This window comes from Sphingosinicella sp., from assembly GCF_041916975.1.
GTDB lineage: Bacteria > Pseudomonadota > Alphaproteobacteria > Sphingomonadales > Sphingomonadaceae > Sphingosinicella.
In genome coordinates, this window is record NZ_JAYRYK010000001.1 from 103,650 (window position 1) to 120,221 (window position 16,572).

The 16,572-nt window shown below is 66.5% G+C and carries 15 protein-coding genes; 7 read left to right on the forward strand and 8 right to left on the reverse strand.

All coding sequences use genetic code 11. The features are described from left to right. Window positions 1-9: 9 nt before the first annotated feature. The 6 genes from ACE3TJ_RS00555 (at window position 10) to ACE3TJ_RS00580 (ending at window position 6,780) form a co-directional block, all read left to right on the forward strand. Entirely contained in the window at window positions 10-1,116 is a 1,107-nt protein-coding gene (locus ACE3TJ_RS00555; protein ID WP_374592808.1) for an inositol-3-phosphate synthase, read from the forward strand. A gap of 12 nt (window positions 1,117-1,128) precedes the next feature. Then, window positions 1,129-1,839 carry an NTP transferase domain-containing protein gene (locus ACE3TJ_RS00560; RefSeq protein ID WP_374592810.1) on the forward strand — a complete coding sequence of 237 codons (711 nt, stop codon included), beginning with the start codon at window positions 1,129-1,131 and terminating at the stop codon, window positions 1,837-1,839. Then, on the forward strand, window positions 1,836-3,296 hold the full coding sequence (locus ACE3TJ_RS00565; protein WP_374592812.1) for a capsule assembly Wzi family protein: 1,461 nt from the start codon (window positions 1,836-1,838) through the stop codon (window positions 3,294-3,296). The genes ACE3TJ_RS00560 and ACE3TJ_RS00565 overlap by 4 nt, the downstream gene beginning before the upstream one ends. A gap of 89 nt (window positions 3,297-3,385) precedes the next feature. Beyond that, window positions 3,386-4,528: a DUF2336 domain-containing protein gene (locus tag ACE3TJ_RS00570; protein ID WP_374592814.1), complete on the forward strand. Its 1,143-nt coding sequence runs from the start codon at window positions 3,386-3,388 to the stop codon at window positions 4,526-4,528. Between the two features lie 5 nt (window positions 4,529-4,533). Beyond that, complete coding sequence (locus ACE3TJ_RS00575) at window positions 4,534-5,994, forward strand: sensor histidine kinase (protein ID WP_374592816.1); 1,461 nt, start codon at window positions 4,534-4,536, stop codon at window positions 5,992-5,994. A 12-nt stretch (window positions 5,995-6,006) separates the two neighbouring features. Beyond that, on the forward strand, window positions 6,007-6,780 hold the full coding sequence (locus tag ACE3TJ_RS00580) for a hypothetical protein (protein WP_374592818.1): 774 nt from the start codon (window positions 6,007-6,009) through the stop codon (window positions 6,778-6,780). 61 nt (window positions 6,781-6,841) lie between these two features. Here the strand turns inward: ACE3TJ_RS00580 and ACE3TJ_RS00585 are convergent, their stop codons facing one another. Beyond that, the gene (locus ACE3TJ_RS00585; protein WP_374592820.1) at window positions 6,842-8,128 is read right to left on the reverse strand and encodes a citrate synthase; all 1,287 of its coding nucleotides are present in this window, start codon (window positions 8,126-8,128) and stop codon (window positions 6,842-6,844) included. Between the two features lie 32 nt (window positions 8,129-8,160). Beyond that, the gene (gene gltX / locus ACE3TJ_RS00590; RefSeq protein ID WP_374599248.1) at window positions 8,161-9,594 is read right to left on the reverse strand and encodes a glutamate--tRNA ligase; all 1,434 of its coding nucleotides are present in this window, start codon (window positions 9,592-9,594) and stop codon (window positions 8,161-8,163) included. A gap of 153 nt (window positions 9,595-9,747) precedes the next feature. Between gltX and ACE3TJ_RS00595 the strand changes: the two genes are divergently transcribed. Continuing rightward, window positions 9,748-11,772, forward strand: a complete 2,025-nt coding sequence (locus ACE3TJ_RS00595; RefSeq protein WP_374592822.1) for a ComEC/Rec2 family competence protein — start codon at window positions 9,748-9,750, stop codon at window positions 11,770-11,772. 3 nt (window positions 11,773-11,775) lie between these two features. Here the strand turns inward: ACE3TJ_RS00595 and lexA are convergent, their stop codons facing one another. The 6 genes from lexA to ACE3TJ_RS00625 all read right to left on the reverse strand — a co-directional run bounded on the left by lexA (window position 11,776) and on the right by ACE3TJ_RS00625 (window position 16,544). After that, complete coding sequence (gene lexA, locus ACE3TJ_RS00600; protein ID WP_374592824.1) at window positions 11,776-12,435, reverse strand: transcriptional repressor LexA; 660 nt, start codon at window positions 12,433-12,435, stop codon at window positions 11,776-11,778. 74 nt (window positions 12,436-12,509) lie between these two features. After that, complete coding sequence (glp, locus tag ACE3TJ_RS00605; protein WP_374592826.1) at window positions 12,510-13,700, reverse strand: gephyrin-like molybdotransferase Glp; 1,191 nt, start codon at window positions 13,698-13,700, stop codon at window positions 12,510-12,512. Next, window positions 13,694-14,170, reverse strand: a complete 477-nt coding sequence (gene moaC, locus ACE3TJ_RS00610; protein WP_374592828.1) for a cyclic pyranopterin monophosphate synthase MoaC — start codon at window positions 14,168-14,170, stop codon at window positions 13,694-13,696. Before moaC ends, glp begins: the two co-directional genes overlap by 7 nt. A 3-nt stretch (window positions 14,171-14,173) precedes the next feature. Next, the gene (gene trpC, locus ACE3TJ_RS00615) at window positions 14,174-14,968 is read right to left on the reverse strand and encodes an indole-3-glycerol phosphate synthase TrpC (RefSeq protein ID WP_374592830.1); all 795 of its coding nucleotides are present in this window, start codon (window positions 14,966-14,968) and stop codon (window positions 14,174-14,176) included. Further along, the gene (gene trpD, locus ACE3TJ_RS00620; protein WP_374592832.1) at window positions 14,965-15,954 is read right to left on the reverse strand and encodes an anthranilate phosphoribosyltransferase; all 990 of its coding nucleotides are present in this window, start codon (window positions 15,952-15,954) and stop codon (window positions 14,965-14,967) included. Before trpD ends, trpC begins: the two co-directional genes overlap by 4 nt. Continuing rightward, on the reverse strand, window positions 15,951-16,544 hold the full coding sequence (locus ACE3TJ_RS00625) for an aminodeoxychorismate/anthranilate synthase component II (protein WP_374592834.1): 594 nt from the start codon (window positions 16,542-16,544) through the stop codon (window positions 15,951-15,953). Before ACE3TJ_RS00625 ends, trpD begins: the two co-directional genes overlap by 4 nt. Between the last annotated feature and the right edge of the window lie 28 nt (window positions 16,545-16,572).

The window sequence follows — 16,572 nt, forward strand, 5'->3', positions numbered from 1 at the left end:
ATCTTTCCCATGCATGAAGTAAGAGTAGCGGTCGTTGGTATCGGCAATTGTGCAAGTTCGCTTGTTCAGGGCGTCGCGCACTATCAGAACGGCGGTGCCAACGAGCAGATCGGCCTGCTGCACTGGGATCTGGGCGGTTACCGCCCGAAGGATATTCGTTTCGTTGCCGGTTGGGATATTGATCGCCGCAAGGTCGGCCTCGATATTGCCGAGGCGATCTTTGCGAAGCCGAACTGCACGGCAGTGTTCTGCGATCATGTACCGGAAACCAGCGTACGCGTCCGCATGGGCCGCGTTCTCGACGGCGTTGGCGAGCACATGGCCGACTATCCCGACGACCGCACCTTCCTCGTGGCGGACGAGGCGGAACCCGACAAGGCTGAGGTCGTGCGCGTGCTTCGCGAGACGCGCGCCGACGTGCTGATGAACTACCTCCCGGTCGGCAGCCAGAAGGCCACCGAATTCTATGCCGAGTGCGCGCTCGAGGCGGGCGTTGCGTTCGTCAACAACATCCCGGTGTTCATCGCCAGCGATCCCGTTTGGGCGAAGCGCTTCAAGGATGCAGGGCTCCCGATCATCGGGGACGACATCAAGGCGCAGCTCGGCGCCACCATCGTGCACCGCGTGCTCACCGATCTCTTCAAGAAGCGCGGCGTGAAGCTCGATCGCACGTATCAGCTCAACACCGGCGGCAACACCGACTTTCTCAACATGCTCAACCGCTCGCGCCTCGCCTCCAAGAAGGAGTCGAAGACCGAGGCCGTGCAGTCGGTCGCCGAGCGCCGCATGGACGACGAGAACATCCACGTCGGCCCATCGGACTACGTCGCATGGCAGAACGACAACAAGGTCTGCTTCCTGCGCATGGAAGGCCAGCTCTTCGGCGGCGTCCCGATGAACCTCGAACTCCGCCTGTCGGTGGAGGACAGCCCCAATTCGGCGGGTGTCGCGATCGACATGATCCGCTGCGCGAAGCTCGCGCTCGATCGCGGCCTCGCCGGACCGATCGATGCCGCCGCCAGCTATTTCTGCAAGCACCCGCCGCGCCAGACGAGCGACGACCTTGCCTTCGCCGCGCTGGAGGCGTTCATCGCCGGCGGCGGCAAGCTGCACTAGGACGAGCGGCTCATGCAGGCCATTGTGCTTGCCGCCGGTTTCGGCAGCCGGCTCCGCAGTCACGCGCCATCGAAACCGCTCGCGCGCGTCGCGGGGCGGCCACTGCTGCTCCACACGGCCTTGCGCCTCGCCGAAGCTGGTGTCGATGACGTCACGGTCGTGCTCGGGCACCGGGCCGAAGAGGTCGCGTCCGCGCTCGCCGAATGGAGCCTGCCGCTCGCCGTCCGCACCGTCACCGTCGCAGATCCCGCGCTGCCGAACGGCGTCTCCGCGCTCGCGGCCGCGCCCTTCATCGCGGCGCGCGCCCTGCTTGTCATGGCCGACCATCTCGTCGACCCCGCACTGTATCGCATCGTGGCGGAGACGCCCACTGAAGACGGCGCGCTGTTGCTCGGCGTCGATCGCCGCATCGGTCACGCCTGGATCGATGAGGATGACGTCACCCGTGTCCGCACCGAAGACGATGCCATCGTCGCCATCGGCAAGCATCTCGACCCCTTCAACGGTTACGACACGGGCGTCTTTTCCGTGGGGGCATCATTGTTTGAAGCGCTCGCGGCGCAGTCCGCGCCCAGCCTGTCGCAAGGCGTTGCCGCGCTTGCCGCGTCGGGGCTTGCGCGCGCGGTCGAAACCGGGGATGGCGCTTGGCTCGACGTGGACGACGCGCGGGCGCTGGAGATCGCGGAGCGATGGCTTGGCGCAAAAGGGGAGAGTGCTGCATGAAGTCTCTTGTTGCGGCCGCTGCCGTGCTGCTGTCGGCGATGCCTGCTACGGCGGGGCCATGGCTCGAAGCGGGCGACCGTCAGGTCCGCGCCGACGTCGAGCTTCTGAAGGCCGCCGGGCTGATCCGCGGCCCCATCAATGCATGGCCACTGCCGTGGGCGCAGGTCGCCGAGGGGCTTGAACGCGCGAACAGCCAGGCGCTGCCGCCGCATCTCGGTGCTGCCGTGCGCCGCCTGACGATCCTCTCCGAGCGCGACGGCCAGAAGAGCCGCTACGAGGTCCGCGCCCGCGCCACCAATCGGCCTTCGGTGGTACGCGATTTTGGCGACACGGCGCGCGAGGATGGTGACGTCACCGTCCGCGCCGAGCACGAGATCGGCAAGCTCTACGTCTCCTACGGCGTCGGCTGGCGCGACGGTCAGCAGGGCCGCGACTTCCACTTCGAGCCCGCAACGCTCGCGCTCCCCATCGGCAACTGGGCGCTTTACGGCGGCTATGTCGACACATGGTGGGGCCCGGGCCACGACAGCGCACTGCTCTTCTCCACCAACGCGCGTCCCATCCCGCGCGTCGGCATCAAGCGGCTGGTACCCGAGCCGATCGATTTTCCCGTGCTCCGCTGGTTCGGCCCGTGGCGGCTCGACATTTTCGCGGGCATCGCGACCGAAAAGCGCGAGGACTACAACAACCCGGCGATCGCGGGAATGCGCCTGTCCTTCGAGCCCGTCCCCGGCCTCGAAGTCGGCCTCAATCGCGGCCTCCAGCTTTGCGGCAGCGGGCGCCCCTGCGGCCTCGGCACCATTTTCGACGCCGTCGTCGGCATCGGCGACGCTGACAACACGGGCACGCTCAACGAACCCGGCAACCAGATCGCCGGCTTCGACATCAGCTACACGCGCATGATCGGCAACGTGGCCGTGCAGGCGTACACCGAGTGGGAAGCCGAGGACGAGGATAACGTCCTTATAGACAAGTTCTCGCGCATGGCCGGGCTGACGCTTTCGGGGCCTATCGGTGACAATGGCGCGAGTTGGACCGTTCTTGGCGAGTGGTCCGATACGCTTGCGGTGAAGCTCGGCGGCGGCCGCACATATCCCGGAACGATGTATAGCAATTTCATATACTTCGACGGCTTTACTTACCGCGATCGCGTGCTGGGTCACAGTCTCGATGGTGACAGCGAACTCTGGACTGCAGGGCTCTCCGTCACCGACGCGAAGAACCGTCGTTTCTACGGTACTTATCGCCGCGTCGATATCAACAAGACCAACAATCTCCAGAACAACAACGTTTCGCTCAATCGCGAGACGTACAACGCCTTCGAAGTCGGCACCGAACTCCCCACCGCCTTCGGCGATATCAGCCTCGAGGCCCGCTACGACACCGATGCACCGAACACGCCCGGCGTCAGCGATGCGAAGACGGCGATCGAAATCGGCTGGCGCACGCGTTTCTAGAAACCTGCAAGGTTAATCCAATTTTAGGTGCATCCCTCTAGGTTCGGCCTTCGATAAAAGACACGGGTTCGCACCAAAGAGGGGTTGCCTTGCCGCTGGATCGGCCAATCGATGTTCAGGCGCTGCTGGGTCTCGCCGCCGGCCGTTCCGGCGCGGCGCGGGCGCAGATTGCGAACGCCGTCACCGATCTGTTCCTGCCCGCGGCACAGCGGCTTACCGATCAGCAGCGCGCGTTGATGACGGATGTGCTCGGGCGCCTGCTTGGCACGGTCGAAATGGAGGTGCGCAGGCACCTCGTCGAAGCGCTCAGCCGCTCGCCCGCATCGCAGCCCGACCTTGAAGCCCGGCTGTCGAGCGACAGCATCGAAGTGGCGCGGCCGATCCTCGAACGCAGCAGCGTGGTCCGCAATCCCGCGCTCATGGACATCGTCATCCAGTGCGCCGAAGAGCATCGCATGGCGATCGCTCTGCGCGAAACCGTCTCGCCGTCGCTTACCGAGGCGCTGGCGGAGCGCGGCTTCAAGGGCAGCGAAGACGACGTCCTCGAAGGCCTGATCCGCACTGAAGACCCGGTGCTCTCGCGCCGCGCGATGGAGCTTCTGGTCGCCGAGAGCAAGCGCAACGGCCAGTTCCAGCAGCCGCTCCTGACGCAGAACGATCTCCCCGCCGATCTCGCGCACGAGGTTTACTGGTGGGTCGCGGCCGCGCTCCGCCGCCATATCCTCAAGAATTTCGTCATCGATCAGGCCGTGCTCGATCCGATGCTCGAACGCGCGGCAAAGCGCGCGATGGTGGAATACGACGACACGCAGTCCGTGCAGTCCCGCGCGCTCCAACTCGCACGGCGCCTCAATGAACTTGGCGAACTGACGGACGGATTCCTGCTTCGCACGCTGCGCCAGGGGCGGCTCAGCCTGTTTACCGCGGCGTTTGCCGCGCGCGCGAAGATCGCGTTCAACACCGTGTGGCGGATCGTTACCGATCCGGCGAGCGAGAGCTTCATCGTGCTGGCGAAGGCGGTTGACGTCAGCCGCGACGCCACGGCGTCACTCGTGATCGTGCTTGGCGAACTGGGCAATGCCGCCAGTGCGCGTCCGCCCTCGGCGGTTGCGGAAATTCTCAGGCTCCACGACGACCTCGATGTCGCCGCCGCGCGCCGTGTGCTGCAGTATTGGCAGCTCGATGCCGGGCTTCGGCAGGCGATCGATGATCTGAACGGGGACGCCGCGTAGCGGCCATGTTCGAGCCGCGCGACATCCGTCCCGGTCATGCGAGCGCGCTCGATGCGCTCGCGGCGGCAGACCCTGCGCTTGCTGGCGCGACCGTGTTCGAATGCTCGTCCACCGGTGCGCTCCTTGAAGCCAACGCGGCCTATGCCGAGCTTGAGCGCGCTGCGATGCTTGCACCCGGCGAACTGGCGGCGCGATTGGTCGCTGCATTGGCTCCTGCAGGAGAATCGGTTTCCGCAAGCTTCACTCTTGAGCTTTTGGGCGATCCACGTCATTTTCACGTTCGTTTCGTGCCCGTGTCGACACTGGCCCGCAACGAGTTGAAATTCGTGGGAATCATGCGGGAATCGTCCACTACGGTTGAACAGCGCGAGCGCGATGCCCTTGCCGGCTGGCAGGGCGATGAGCTCGTGCGCGTCAATTCGGACTGGTATTGGGAGACGGACAGCCGCGGTGCGCTGACCTCGATTTCGCGCGCGTTGGAGCTTTTGGTCGGGCAGCCGGCGGGTGCGCTCCTCGGCAGGCCTCTCATAGCCATCGGCACACTTCTGCGCGGCGAGAACGGTGAAGTGCCGTATGAAGCGGCGCAGGCGCGCGGGTCCAGCTTCCGCGATCAGCTGATGTCGGTCACCACGCAGGGTGGCGCCACGCGACTCTATCGTCTCGCCGGGGTCGCCGTGCCCACGAAGGACGGCGGCTGCGGCTATCGCGGGGTTGCGGCAGTGGTGCCGGACAGCGCACGGCTGATCGAGCGGATGCGCTCGGAACTTGGCCGCACTGCCAAGGCCAATTTCCTCTCGTCGATGAGTCACGAGCTGCGCACACCGCTCAATGCCATCATCGGTTTTGCCGAAGCGATGAACCACGAAGTCCATGGCCCGCTGAAGGCGCAGTACGTCGAATATGCGGGGGATATTGCCAACGCCGGGCGCCACCTGCTCGGGCTCATTCAGGATCTGCTCGACATCTCCAGCCTCGATTCGGGCGAGATTGACCTCGAAACCGAGGATTTCGACCTTGCGGCGCTCGTCGAGCAGGCGCGCGCGATGGTCCAGATGAAGGCGTCGGCGCGGAACATCGACATCAAGGCCGTCGCGCTCGACGCGCCGCTGCGCGCGCGGGGTGATCGCCGCCGCACGCTGCAGATTCTCGTCAATCTGCTCACCAATGCCGTGAAGTTCACGCCTGAGGGTGGTTTCGTCGGTGCGGAGCCGGCGACGACGCTCGCGGGCTACGTCGCCGTCACGGTCTGGGACTCCGGCCCCGGTATCGATCCCGAAGATCACGCCCGCGTGTTCGAAAAGTTCGAGCAGTTGCCGAAGCCTCCCTATGTGGCGAGCGGCGAGGGAACCGGGCTTGGCCTTCACATCTCGCGCCGCCTTGCCGAACTGATGAATGGCGGCCTCACGCTTGAAAGCCACAAGGGCATGGGCGCGCGCTTCACGCTCACGCTGCCCGTGGCGGGCTGACGCGAAGCACGCATGGGCCTCATCGATACGGCGTTCGTTTCGGCAAATCTCTGGCTGCTTGGCCTTGTTCTCTTCGCTGCCATGTCCGCGTTCGCGTGGCTCGGCGTCTCGCTTCGCAAGCGTGCCCGTGGCGAACGCGACGGGGAAGGGGACCGCGAGGGCTACCTGCTCTCCGCGGCGCTCGCGCTGCTCGGGCTCCTTATCGCCTTCACCTTCTCGCTGGCGCTCAATCGCTACGATACGCGCCGCGTGATGGTGGTGACCGAAGCCAATGCGATCGGCACCGCGTGGCTACGCGCCGGGTTTGCCGGGGATGAGGCCGGGCCGGGCCTTCAGGCGGCGATCGCGCGCTACACCGACGTGCGCCTGAAGCTGCCGAACGAGAGCGGAGATGCAGCGGCCATCGAGGCCGAAACGGGCAGGGCGCAGACCCGGCTCTGGGCCGAAATGCGTGCCGCGATCCGTGATACACCGCCGCCGATCGCGGGCACGATCATCACCGCCACCAATGAAATGTTCGACGCGGCGAGTGCCCGCAAAGCGGAGCGCGTGGCACGGATTCCGGGCCGCGTGATCGAAGTGCTGATCCTCTATGCGCTCATGTCGGCGGGCATTGTCGGTTATGTCCTCGGCGGCTCCGGGAGGCGCCACCGCGTCGTCACCACGATCCTGTTCGCACTCCTCACGTTCGCCCTACTGTTGATCCTCGATCTTGACAGGCCGTGGAGCGGCGGCATCACCATTTCTCAGCAACCGATGCTGGACGCCCGCGCCGCGATGCGGTGAGGGCTCAAACAAAAACGGGCGCCCGAAGGCGCCCGTTCGTTTGCGTCGTGGAACCCACCGCTCAGCGGTTGATGATCTCCACATAATCGCGCTGCGTAGCGCCCGTGTAGAGCTGGCGCGGGCGGCCGATCTTCTGCGCGGGGTCTTCGATCATCTCGTTCCACTGTGCGACCCAGCCGACGGTGCGGGCGAGCGCGAACAGCACGGTGAACATCGAGGTCGGGAAGCCGATCGCCGAGAGGATGACGCCCGAGTAGAAATCGACGTTCGGGTAGAGCTTCTTCTCGATGAAATACTCGTCGTTGAGCGCGATGTGCTCCAGCTCGCGGGCGACGTCGAACACCGGATCGGTAACGCCCAGCTTCGCAAGTACCTCGTTCGCGGTCTTCTGCATCACCGTCGCGCGCGGATCGTAGTTCTTGTAGACGCGGTGGCCGAAGCCCATCAGGCGGAAGGGGTCGTCCTTATCCTTGGCGCGCTTGATGTATTCCGGAATCTTGTCGGGCGTGCCGATTTCGCGGAGCATTTCGAGCGCGGCTTCGTTGGCGCCGCCGTGCGCCGGGCCCCACAGGCAGGCGATGCCCGCCGCGATGCACGCGAACGGATTGGCGCCGGAGGAGCCAGCGAGACGCACCGTGGAGGTCGAGGCGTTCTGCTCATGGTCAGCATGGAGGATGAAGATCTTGTCCATCGCCTTCTCGATCACCGGATCGACCTCATAGGCTTCCGCCGGCACGCCGAAGGTCATGCGCAGGAAGTTGCCCGTGTAGGAGAGGCTGTTGTCCGGGTAGAGGAACGGCTGTCCCACTGAATATTTGTACGCCATCGCCGCGATCGTCGGCATCTTGGCGATCAGGCGGTGGCTCGCGATGCGGCGCTGCACCGGATCGTCGATGTCGGTCGAGTCGTGGTAGAATGCCGAAAGCGCGCCGACGACGCCGCACATGATCGCCATCGGGTGCGCATCGCGCCGGAAGCCGCGATAGAACATCGCGAGCTGTTCGTGGATCATCGTGTGGCGCGTGATCGTGCGCACGAACTCGTCATACTCGTTCGGGTTCGGCAGCTCGCCGCGCATCAGCAGGTAAGCGACCTCCATGAAGCTCGATTTTTCGGCGAGCTGGTCGATCGGATAGCCGCGGTGCAGCAGCACGCCTTCGTCGCCGTCGATGTAGGTGATCTTCGATTCGCACGAGGCGGTGGAGGTAAAGCCGGGATCATAAGTGAAGGCGCCGGTGTTGCCGTAGAGCTTGCGAATGTCGACGACATCCGGCCCGACCGAGCCCGAAAGCACCGGGTAGTCGCTGGCCTTGCCGCCCAGATCCAGCTTCGCAGTCGTGTTGCTCATGGCTCGCTCACCCTTCCGTTTTCGTTGGCGGTCTAGGCCGTCTTCCCAACCTGATCGTCTATCCTGCCGAGGCTTTCCTCACGCCCGAGCACGCCCAGAACCTCGAATATACCCGGCGACGTTGTGGTTCCCGTTAACGCCGCGCGCAGGGGCTGTGCCAGCTTGCCGAGCCCGATCTCCTCGCGCTCAGCATAGTGCCGCACGGCCTCCTCGATGGCTGCGGTCGTCCATTCGCCGACACCGGCGATAACCTCCCGCAGTGCAGCAAGGCGCCCTCTGCCGGCGCTGTCTAGCAACCCTTCGGCCTTTTCGTCGAGTGTTATTGGGCGCTGCCGAAACAGAAATGCGCTGGAGGCGGCCAACTCGTTCAAATCTTTCGCTCTTGGCTTCAGATGCGGCATTGTGCGGAGCAGCAAGTCTCGCTCTTCCGCCGACAGGTCACGGGCCAGCGTGGCCGCGATCCGGCCTTCGATCAGCCCCGCCAGGCGGCCATCGTCGGCGATGCGCAGGTAGTGCCCGTTGACGTTCTCGAGCTTCTTGAAGTCGAGTCGCGCCGGATTGCGCCCGATGCCTTCAAGCGTGAACACCGCGGCGGCTTCCTCGCGCGTGAAGAATTCCTGGTCGCCGTGGCCCCAGCCGAGCCGGAGCAGGTAGTTTTCCAATGCCTCGGGCAGGAAACCCATGTCGCGGTATGCGTCGACGCCGAGCGCGCCGTGCCGCTTCGAAAGCTTGGCACCGTCCGCGCCATGGATCAGCGGCACATGCGCATAGCTCGGCTCCGCCCAGCCGAGCGCGCGGATCAGCGCCAGCTGGCGGAAGGCGTTGTTGAGGTGGTCATCGCCCCGGATCACGTGCGTTATGCCCATGTCATGGTCGTCGACCACAACGGCGAGCATGTAGGTCGGCGTCCCGTCCGAACGCAGCAGCACGAAATCGTCGAGTTCGGCATTCTTCACCGTCACCGCGCCCTGCACGGCGTCTTGAATCGTGACTTCGCCCTCCTGCGGCGCCTTCAGGCGGATCACATAGGGCGCGCCTGCGGGTGCCTCGGCGGGATCGCGGTCGCGCCAGCGCCCGTCGTAGCGCATCGGGCGCTTTTCGGCGCGCGCGGTCTCGCGCATCTGCTCCAGCTCTTCGGGCGTCGCGAAGCACTTGTAGGCGCCGCCCGTCTCCAGCAGGCTCCGTGCCACCTCTGCGTGCCGCGCCTCGCGTTCGGACTGGTAGACGATCTCGCCGTCCCAATCGAGGTTCAGCCACGAAAGCCCGTCGATGATCGCGTCGATGGCTTCCTTTGTGGAGCGCGCCTTGTCGGTATCCTCGATGCGCAGCTTGAACGTCCCGCCGGTCGCCTTCGCGTACAGCAGGTTGAACAGCGCGGTGCGCGCGCCGCCGATGTGGAGGAAGCCGGTCGGGCTCGGTGCGAAGCGGGTAACGACCGGGGTTTTGGCGCTTGCGCCCATGGAAATCCTGTCCGAAACTGAAAGAAGTCGGGGGGCTCTAACATAACGCTGCCAGCCGTTCAAACCGGGCCGCTCGAGGCCGGAGCGCTGCCCCTTGCGCATCGCACCCGCCTGCACGAAACCGCCGAAATCTGGCTTGCGGAGGAGCGTCACCAGCTCGTGCTGTTCGTGCCCGTCGCGCTCGGGCTCGGTATCGCGGCATGGTTCGCGCTGCCGACACCGCGTGAATGGATCGCGGCGATGCTGCTCGGCGGCGCGCTCGCGGCAGTCGGCCTGCTGGCAAACGGGCTTCCGCGCATCGCGCTTGCCGCAGTCGGCCTGCTTTTTGCGCTGGGAGTCGGCGCGGCATGGCTGCGTGCCGAGCAGGTACGCGCGCCGGTGATCGAGCGGTCATGGCGCGCACTCACGATCGAGGCGACAGTCGATGCCGTCGAACCGCGCCCAGCCGAGGGCCGCACGCGCCTGCGCCTTTCGGATATCACCGGCCTGCCGCCGGGCCTCACCGCGCGTGTCGGTATCCGAGGCAATGCACCGGAGGGCGTCGTACCCGGCACGCGCGTCGCTCTGCGCGCATCGCTGTCGCCGCCGCCGGGGCCGAATATTCCCGGCGGCTACCATTTCGCGCGCCGCGCGTGGTTCGACGGCATCGGCGCCGTCGGCTACGCACTCTCGGATGTCACGGTCGTTGCGCCTGCACCGGCGCGTCCCGGCTTCATCCGACGCTTCGAGGCGTTCCGAAGCGCGCTCACGAAGCGCCTGCAGGACGGCGTCAGCGGCAGGGAAGGTGGGCTCGCCGCCGCGCTCGTCACTGGCGACCGCGGCGGTATCCCCGATGACGTCACCGAGGCGATGCGCGACAGCGGCCTCGCGCACCTCATCTCGATCTCGGGCCTGCACATCGCGGTCGTGGTGGGCGGCGTGCTGTGGGGCACGCGCCGCCTGCTCGCGCAGAGCGAACGCCTCGCGCTCGGCACCGATATCAAGCTGATCGCCGCGCTCGCCGCCGCCGCCGCGGGCATCGGCTACACGCTGATCGCGGGCGCGGAGGTGCCGACGGTGCGCTCCTGCATTGCCGTGCTCATCGTGCTCGTCGGGCTCGCGCTGGGGCGGGAGGCGATCTCGCTGCGCCTTGTCGCTGCGGGCGCCTTCTTCATCCTGCTCGTACGCCCCGATTTCCTGCTCGGGCCCAGCTTCCAGCTCAGCTTTGCCGCCGTCACCGCGATCGTCGCGCTTTATGAATCGCCGCTCGCGCGCCGCTTCAATGCGGGAAAGGAGGCAGGCCGCGCAGAACGCCTGTGGCACGGTGTTCTCGCGCTCCTCGCCACCGGCATCGCTGCCGAGTTCGCGCTCGCCCCAATCGCCTTCTTCCATTTCAACCAAATGGGGCTCTACGGCGTCGCCGCGAACCTCGCCGCGATTCCCTACACCAGCTTCGTGATCCTGCCGCTGCTCGGCCTGTCGGTGTTTCTCGGCGCGATCGGGCTCGCCGCGCCGGTCGATTGGCTGCTCGGCCATGCGCTCCACATCCTCATCCACATCGCGGAGATCACTGCGGCGACGCCCGGCGCTGTCTCGCGGCTCCCGGCCGCGCCGGACTGGGCATTCGCCATACTGATGCTCGCCGGCGTCTGGTTCTGCCTCTGGCAGACGCGTCGCCGGTGGCTCGCGCTGTTACCGCTCGCAATCGGCACCGTGGGTATGGCGACGGCGCAGCCGCCCGACCTCATCGTCGATGGGGAGGGCAAGCACCTCGCCGTGGTGCGGGACGGCAAAGTCGCGCTCCTCCGCACACGCGCCGGAGATTACGTGCGCTCGATGTGGGCGGACGCGGCGGGAGAAGCCGCGAGCAGCAATCTCGAAACACTGCCGGACGCGCGCTGCACGCCTGACGCCTGCACTGCCCGTGTCACGGCGGGCGGCCGTGCATGGACGCTGCTCGCTACGCGTTCCGGCCTTCTCATCGATCGTGCTGCATTCGAACCCGCCTGCGCCGCCGCCGACATCGTCGTCAGCGACCGCCGCCTGCCATATTGGTGCGCTCCGCGCTGGCTGAAGCTCGACCGTGCAAAGCTCGCAGAAACCGGTGCGCTGTCGATCTGGCTCGATGGGCCGCGCATCCGCAGTGTCGCCGCGGAGGACGGCTCGCATCCCTGGGCAAGCCGTCTTCCGTCTGACGTCAAATAATCCTTAGTTATACCTGCGCAGCAGCCCTACGAGCTTGCCCTGGACGCGCACCCGGTTCGGTGCATAGCGCTGCGCGGTGTAGGCGCTGTTCGCGGGGTCGAGGCGGATTTCGCCCTTGTCGCGGCGGAGATACTTGAGCGTTGCCTCGTCTTCATCGACCAGCGCCACGACGATCTCGCCGTCACGTGCCGTGTCGCATTTCTGGACGAGGGCATAATCGCCGTCGAGGATGCCCGCCTCGATCATGGAGTCGCCGGAAACCTCCAGCGCGAAATGATCGCCCGCACCGCCGAGGAGCGCGGCGGGCACGGAAAGCGTACGATCGCTTTGCAGCGCTTCGATCGGCATACCCGCGGCGATCTTGCCGTGCAGTGGAAGCTCGATGACGTCATCGTTCGCCGCCGCGATGATCGGCGTCTGCCGGGCAGGGGCCTTCGCCGTCGTGCCGGTTTCGGGGAGGCGCAGCACTTCGAGCGCGCGTGCGCGGTTCGCCAAGCGTCGGATGAACTGCCGCTCCTCGAGCGCGTTCACCAGCCGGTGCACGCCGGACTTCGATTTGAGGTCGAGCGCTTCCTTCATTTCCTCGAATGAGGGTGAGACGCCGCCGGCCTGCAGCCGATCGTTGATGAACATCAGCAGTTCGTGTTGCTTGCGTGTCAGCATGTCCGGTCCGCCCTTCCGTGTTTCGCGACTCGTTCCACAAGATGTTCCACTTTTCGTGAACGAATAGAGAACATTTAGGGGGTGACGAAAATCCTGTCAAGCGCGAGCACGGGAACATCAGCCCCCGCTGCCGCTGCGGGAGCGCCCACGGGGCGGATGATGAGCGCGTTCGCACCGGCGAGCACGCCCAGCATGGAGGAATCCTGTGCATCGAACGCGCGCACGCCGTCCGCCGTCAGCCGCGCGCGCAGGTGATCGCGGCGGTTGCCGTTCGCGGGCAGGGGGGCGAGCAGCCGCGCCGTGATCGTCGGGTCGGTGTTCGTGCGTCTCGCCATGCGCGCGAGCATCGGCAGCGCGAACAGCACGGCGCAGACGAAGGCGGAGACCGGGTTTCCCGGCAGCCCGAGCACGCGCGCGCGCCCAAGCGACCCGGCGATCAGCGGCTTGCCCGGCTTGATCGCGACTTTCCAGAAATCGAGCGCCGCACCAGCGTCTTGTAGCGCCGCCTGCACCAGATCGTGGTCGCCGACCGAGGCGCCGCCGATGGTGACGACGAGGTCGGCATCGCTTGCGGCCTTCAGCCCCTTGCCGATGGCGTCAAGATTGTCGGGGAAGATGCCGAGGTCGCAGGCTTCTGCGCCCGCCGCGCGAAACAGCGCCGCCAGCATCACGCCGTTCGAGCTGACGATCTGGTCCGCCTGCGGCACCTCGCCCGGCGGCACCAACTCGTCTCCCGTCGCGATGATCGCGACGCGCGGGCGCCGTATCGCAAGGCTGCCGTGCCCCGATGCGGCGGCAAGGCCGAGATGCTGCGGGCTAAGCCGCGTTCCCGCTACGATCAGCCGTTCGCCAGTACTGAAATCCTTGCCCGCCTTGCGGATGTGCGCGCCCGTGTGTGGCGGGCCGTCGCCCGTCAGCGTCAGCAGGTCACCTTCACGGCGCACCTCTTCCTGAACGATCACCGTGTCGGCGCCTTCGGGCAAGGGCGCGCCCGTGAAGATGCGGGCCGCTTCGCCCGCGCCAACCTTTCCAGCAAAGCCGCGGCCTGCCGCGCTTTCACCGACGACGCGCCAAGGCCCCGGCATATCGGCCCAGCGGACCGCGTAGCCGTCCATCGCGGAGGCCGGGAAGGGCGGCTGCGTCAGCCTTGCGGCGAGGTCTGCGGCAAGCGTCAGGCCGGCAGCCTCGGCGAGCGAAACGTCCATCGGGGAGACAGGCGCCGAGGCTGCCAGCAGCCGCGCCAGCGCGTCCTCGTAGCTCAGCATGTGCCGGGGAAGGTCCAGTCGCCGGATTTGCCCCCGGTCTTCTTCAGCAGGCGCACGCCCGAAATAACCATCGCCTTGTCCACGGCTTTCACCATGTCGTAGATCGTCAGCAGCGCAACGGAAGCCGCTGTCATCGCTTCCATTTCAACACCCGTGCCCCACGTCGTCGAAGCTGTCGCCTCCACGCGCACGCCGCCGTTCTCCAGCGTGAAATCCACCGCAACGCTCGTAAGCGGCAGCGGATGGCAGAGCGGAATGAGATCGGCGGTCTTTTTCGCCGCGGTGATCCCCGCGATGCGCGCCACGGCGAGCACGTCCCCCTTCGCCGCGTTTGCGCTGCGGACGGCCGCGAGCGCCTGTGCGGACATGGTGATATGCCCTTCGGCGATCGCCGTGCGCGCGGTCACCGCCTTGCCGGAGATGTCGACCATGCGGGCCTTGCCGGCCTCGTCGAGGTGGGTGAGTGCCATGAATCAGCCCTCCAGCAGCCGTTTCGTCGCGGCGGTGACGTCATCCTGCGCCATCAGCGATTCCCCCACAAGGAAGCTGTTGATGCCGAAGGCGGCCAGTCGGTCGAGGTCCGCGCGTGTGCGCAGCCCGCTTTCGCCGACGAGCGTATAGTCCGCCGGCACGCCACCGGCCAGCTCAGCCGATGTTTCAATATCGACATGCAATGTTTTGAGATTGCGATTGTTCACGCCCAGAAGCCGCGATTTCAGGTGCGCAAGCGCAGCGTCTCGCTCGTCTGCATCATGCACCTCGACAAGAACATCCATCCCCCAGCCGAACGCCGCCGCTTCCAGTTCCTTCGCAAGACCGATGTCGATCGCCGCAACGATGATAAGGATCGCATCCGCTCCGATCGCCCGCGCTTCCGCCACCTGATAGGGATCGACCATGAAGTCCTTGCGCAGCACCGGCAGCGGGACGGCCCCGCGCGCCGCGATCAGCTTGTCGTCGCTGCCCTGGAACCAGTGCTCCTCGGTCAGCACCGAAAGGCACGAAGCCCCTCCCGCACGGTAGGCGCGCGCCAGCGCCGGCGGGTCGAAGTCCGCGCGGATCAGTCCCTTGCTCGGCGATGCCTTCTTGATCTCGGCGATAAGGCCGAAGCGGCTTTCGCGCTTCGCCGCATCGAGCGCCGCCTTGAAGCCGCGCGGGGCATCCGCGATGCGCGCTGCTGCATCGATCTCGTCGATCGGCCGCGCGGCCTTCCGCGCCGCGACGACGCCGCGCTTGTGGTCGCAGATTTCCGCCAGCACGTCGCTCATCGAAAAGCCTTCCAGCGTTCGAGCAGCGCCCGGGCGCGCCCGTCGTCGAGCGCTGCTGCTGCCATCGCCGCACCAGCGGCCCAATCATCCGCCTTGCCCGCGACGATCAGGGCGCCCGCCGCGTTCAGGCAGACGATGTCGCGGTAGCCGCCGCGTGCGCCTTCCAGAAGCCGCAGCATCGCCGCCGCATTCTCCTCGGGCGTACCGCCCCGGATCGCTTCGGGTTCGTGCCGCGCGAGTCCTGCCGCCTCGGGCGACACCTCTTCGGTTTCGAGGCGCCCCGCGATCAGCCGCGTGCAGGCCGTCGGCCCGGTGACGGTCAGTTCATCGAGTCCGTCGCTGCCATGCACCACCATGGCGGCATCAGCGCCCAGCCGCTGCAGCGCCCCGGCGATGGAGAGCAGCCATTGCTGCCCCGGCACGCCCACGAGCTGCCGTTTCACACCAGCCGGATTCGCAAGCGGGCCGATCATGTTGAAGATCGTCCGTCGCCCGATCGCGCGCCGCACGCCCGCGACGCGCGCCATCACCGGGTGGTGTTTCGCAGCGAACAGAAAGCCGATGCCGATCTCGGCGAGCGATCGCTCCACCGTGTCGGAGGCAAGATCGAGGTCGAGCCCAAGCGCGGTCAGCACATCCGCAGCGCCAGATTTCGAAGACGCCGCGCGGTTGCCGTGCTTGGCGACCGGCACGCCGCACGAGGCAACGACGATGGCGACCGCGGTCGAGATGTTGAGCGTATGCGCGCCGTCGCCGCCCGTGCCGCACACATCGATCGCGCCTTCGGGCGCCGTCACGGGCCGCATCCGGCTTCGCAGCACGCTCGCCGCCGCGACAAGCTCGTCGACGGTCTCGCCGCGCTCGGCCAGTCCGGTCAGGAAGCGCGCGATCTCCGCGTCCTCGACATCGGCGTTCAGAATGGCGTCAAATGCCGCGCGCGCCTCCGCCTCGCCAAGCGGTGCTCCGGTGGCGGGCAGGTGTCTCACTGGGCAATGTCGCGCGGTCGCGGAGTCATCCCGGCGATCCGCAGGAAATTTGCGAGCATGTCGTGGCCATGCTCGGTTGCGATGCTCTCCGGGTGGAACTGCACGCTGTGGATCGGCAGGCGCGCATGACGGAACCCCATCACCGCCTCGTCGTCCGACCACGCATTCACGATCAGGCTTTCTGGAATGTCTTCCACGATCAGCGAATGATAGCGCGTCGCCGTGAAGGGCGAGGGGATGCCCGCAAACAGCCCGGTCCCGTCGTGGCTCACGGGCGATGTCTTGCCGTGCATCAGGTGCCCGCGCACCACCTTACCGCCGAAGTGCTGGCCGATCGCCTGATGGCCGAGGCAGACGCCGAGCAGCGGCTTTCCGGCATCGGCGCACGCGGCGACCATATCGAGGCTGATCCCAGCCTCGTTCGGCGTGCAGGGGCCGGGCGAGATCAGGAACGCGCTCGCCCCGCTCGAAAGCGCCTGTCCAGCGGATATCGCATCGTTGCGTACCACCTCCACCTCCGCGCCCAACTCCATCAGGTAGTGGACGAGGTTCCAGGTGAAGCTGTCGTAATTGTCGATGACGAGGATCATGGCGCGACCGCCCTAATCAAGGGACGCG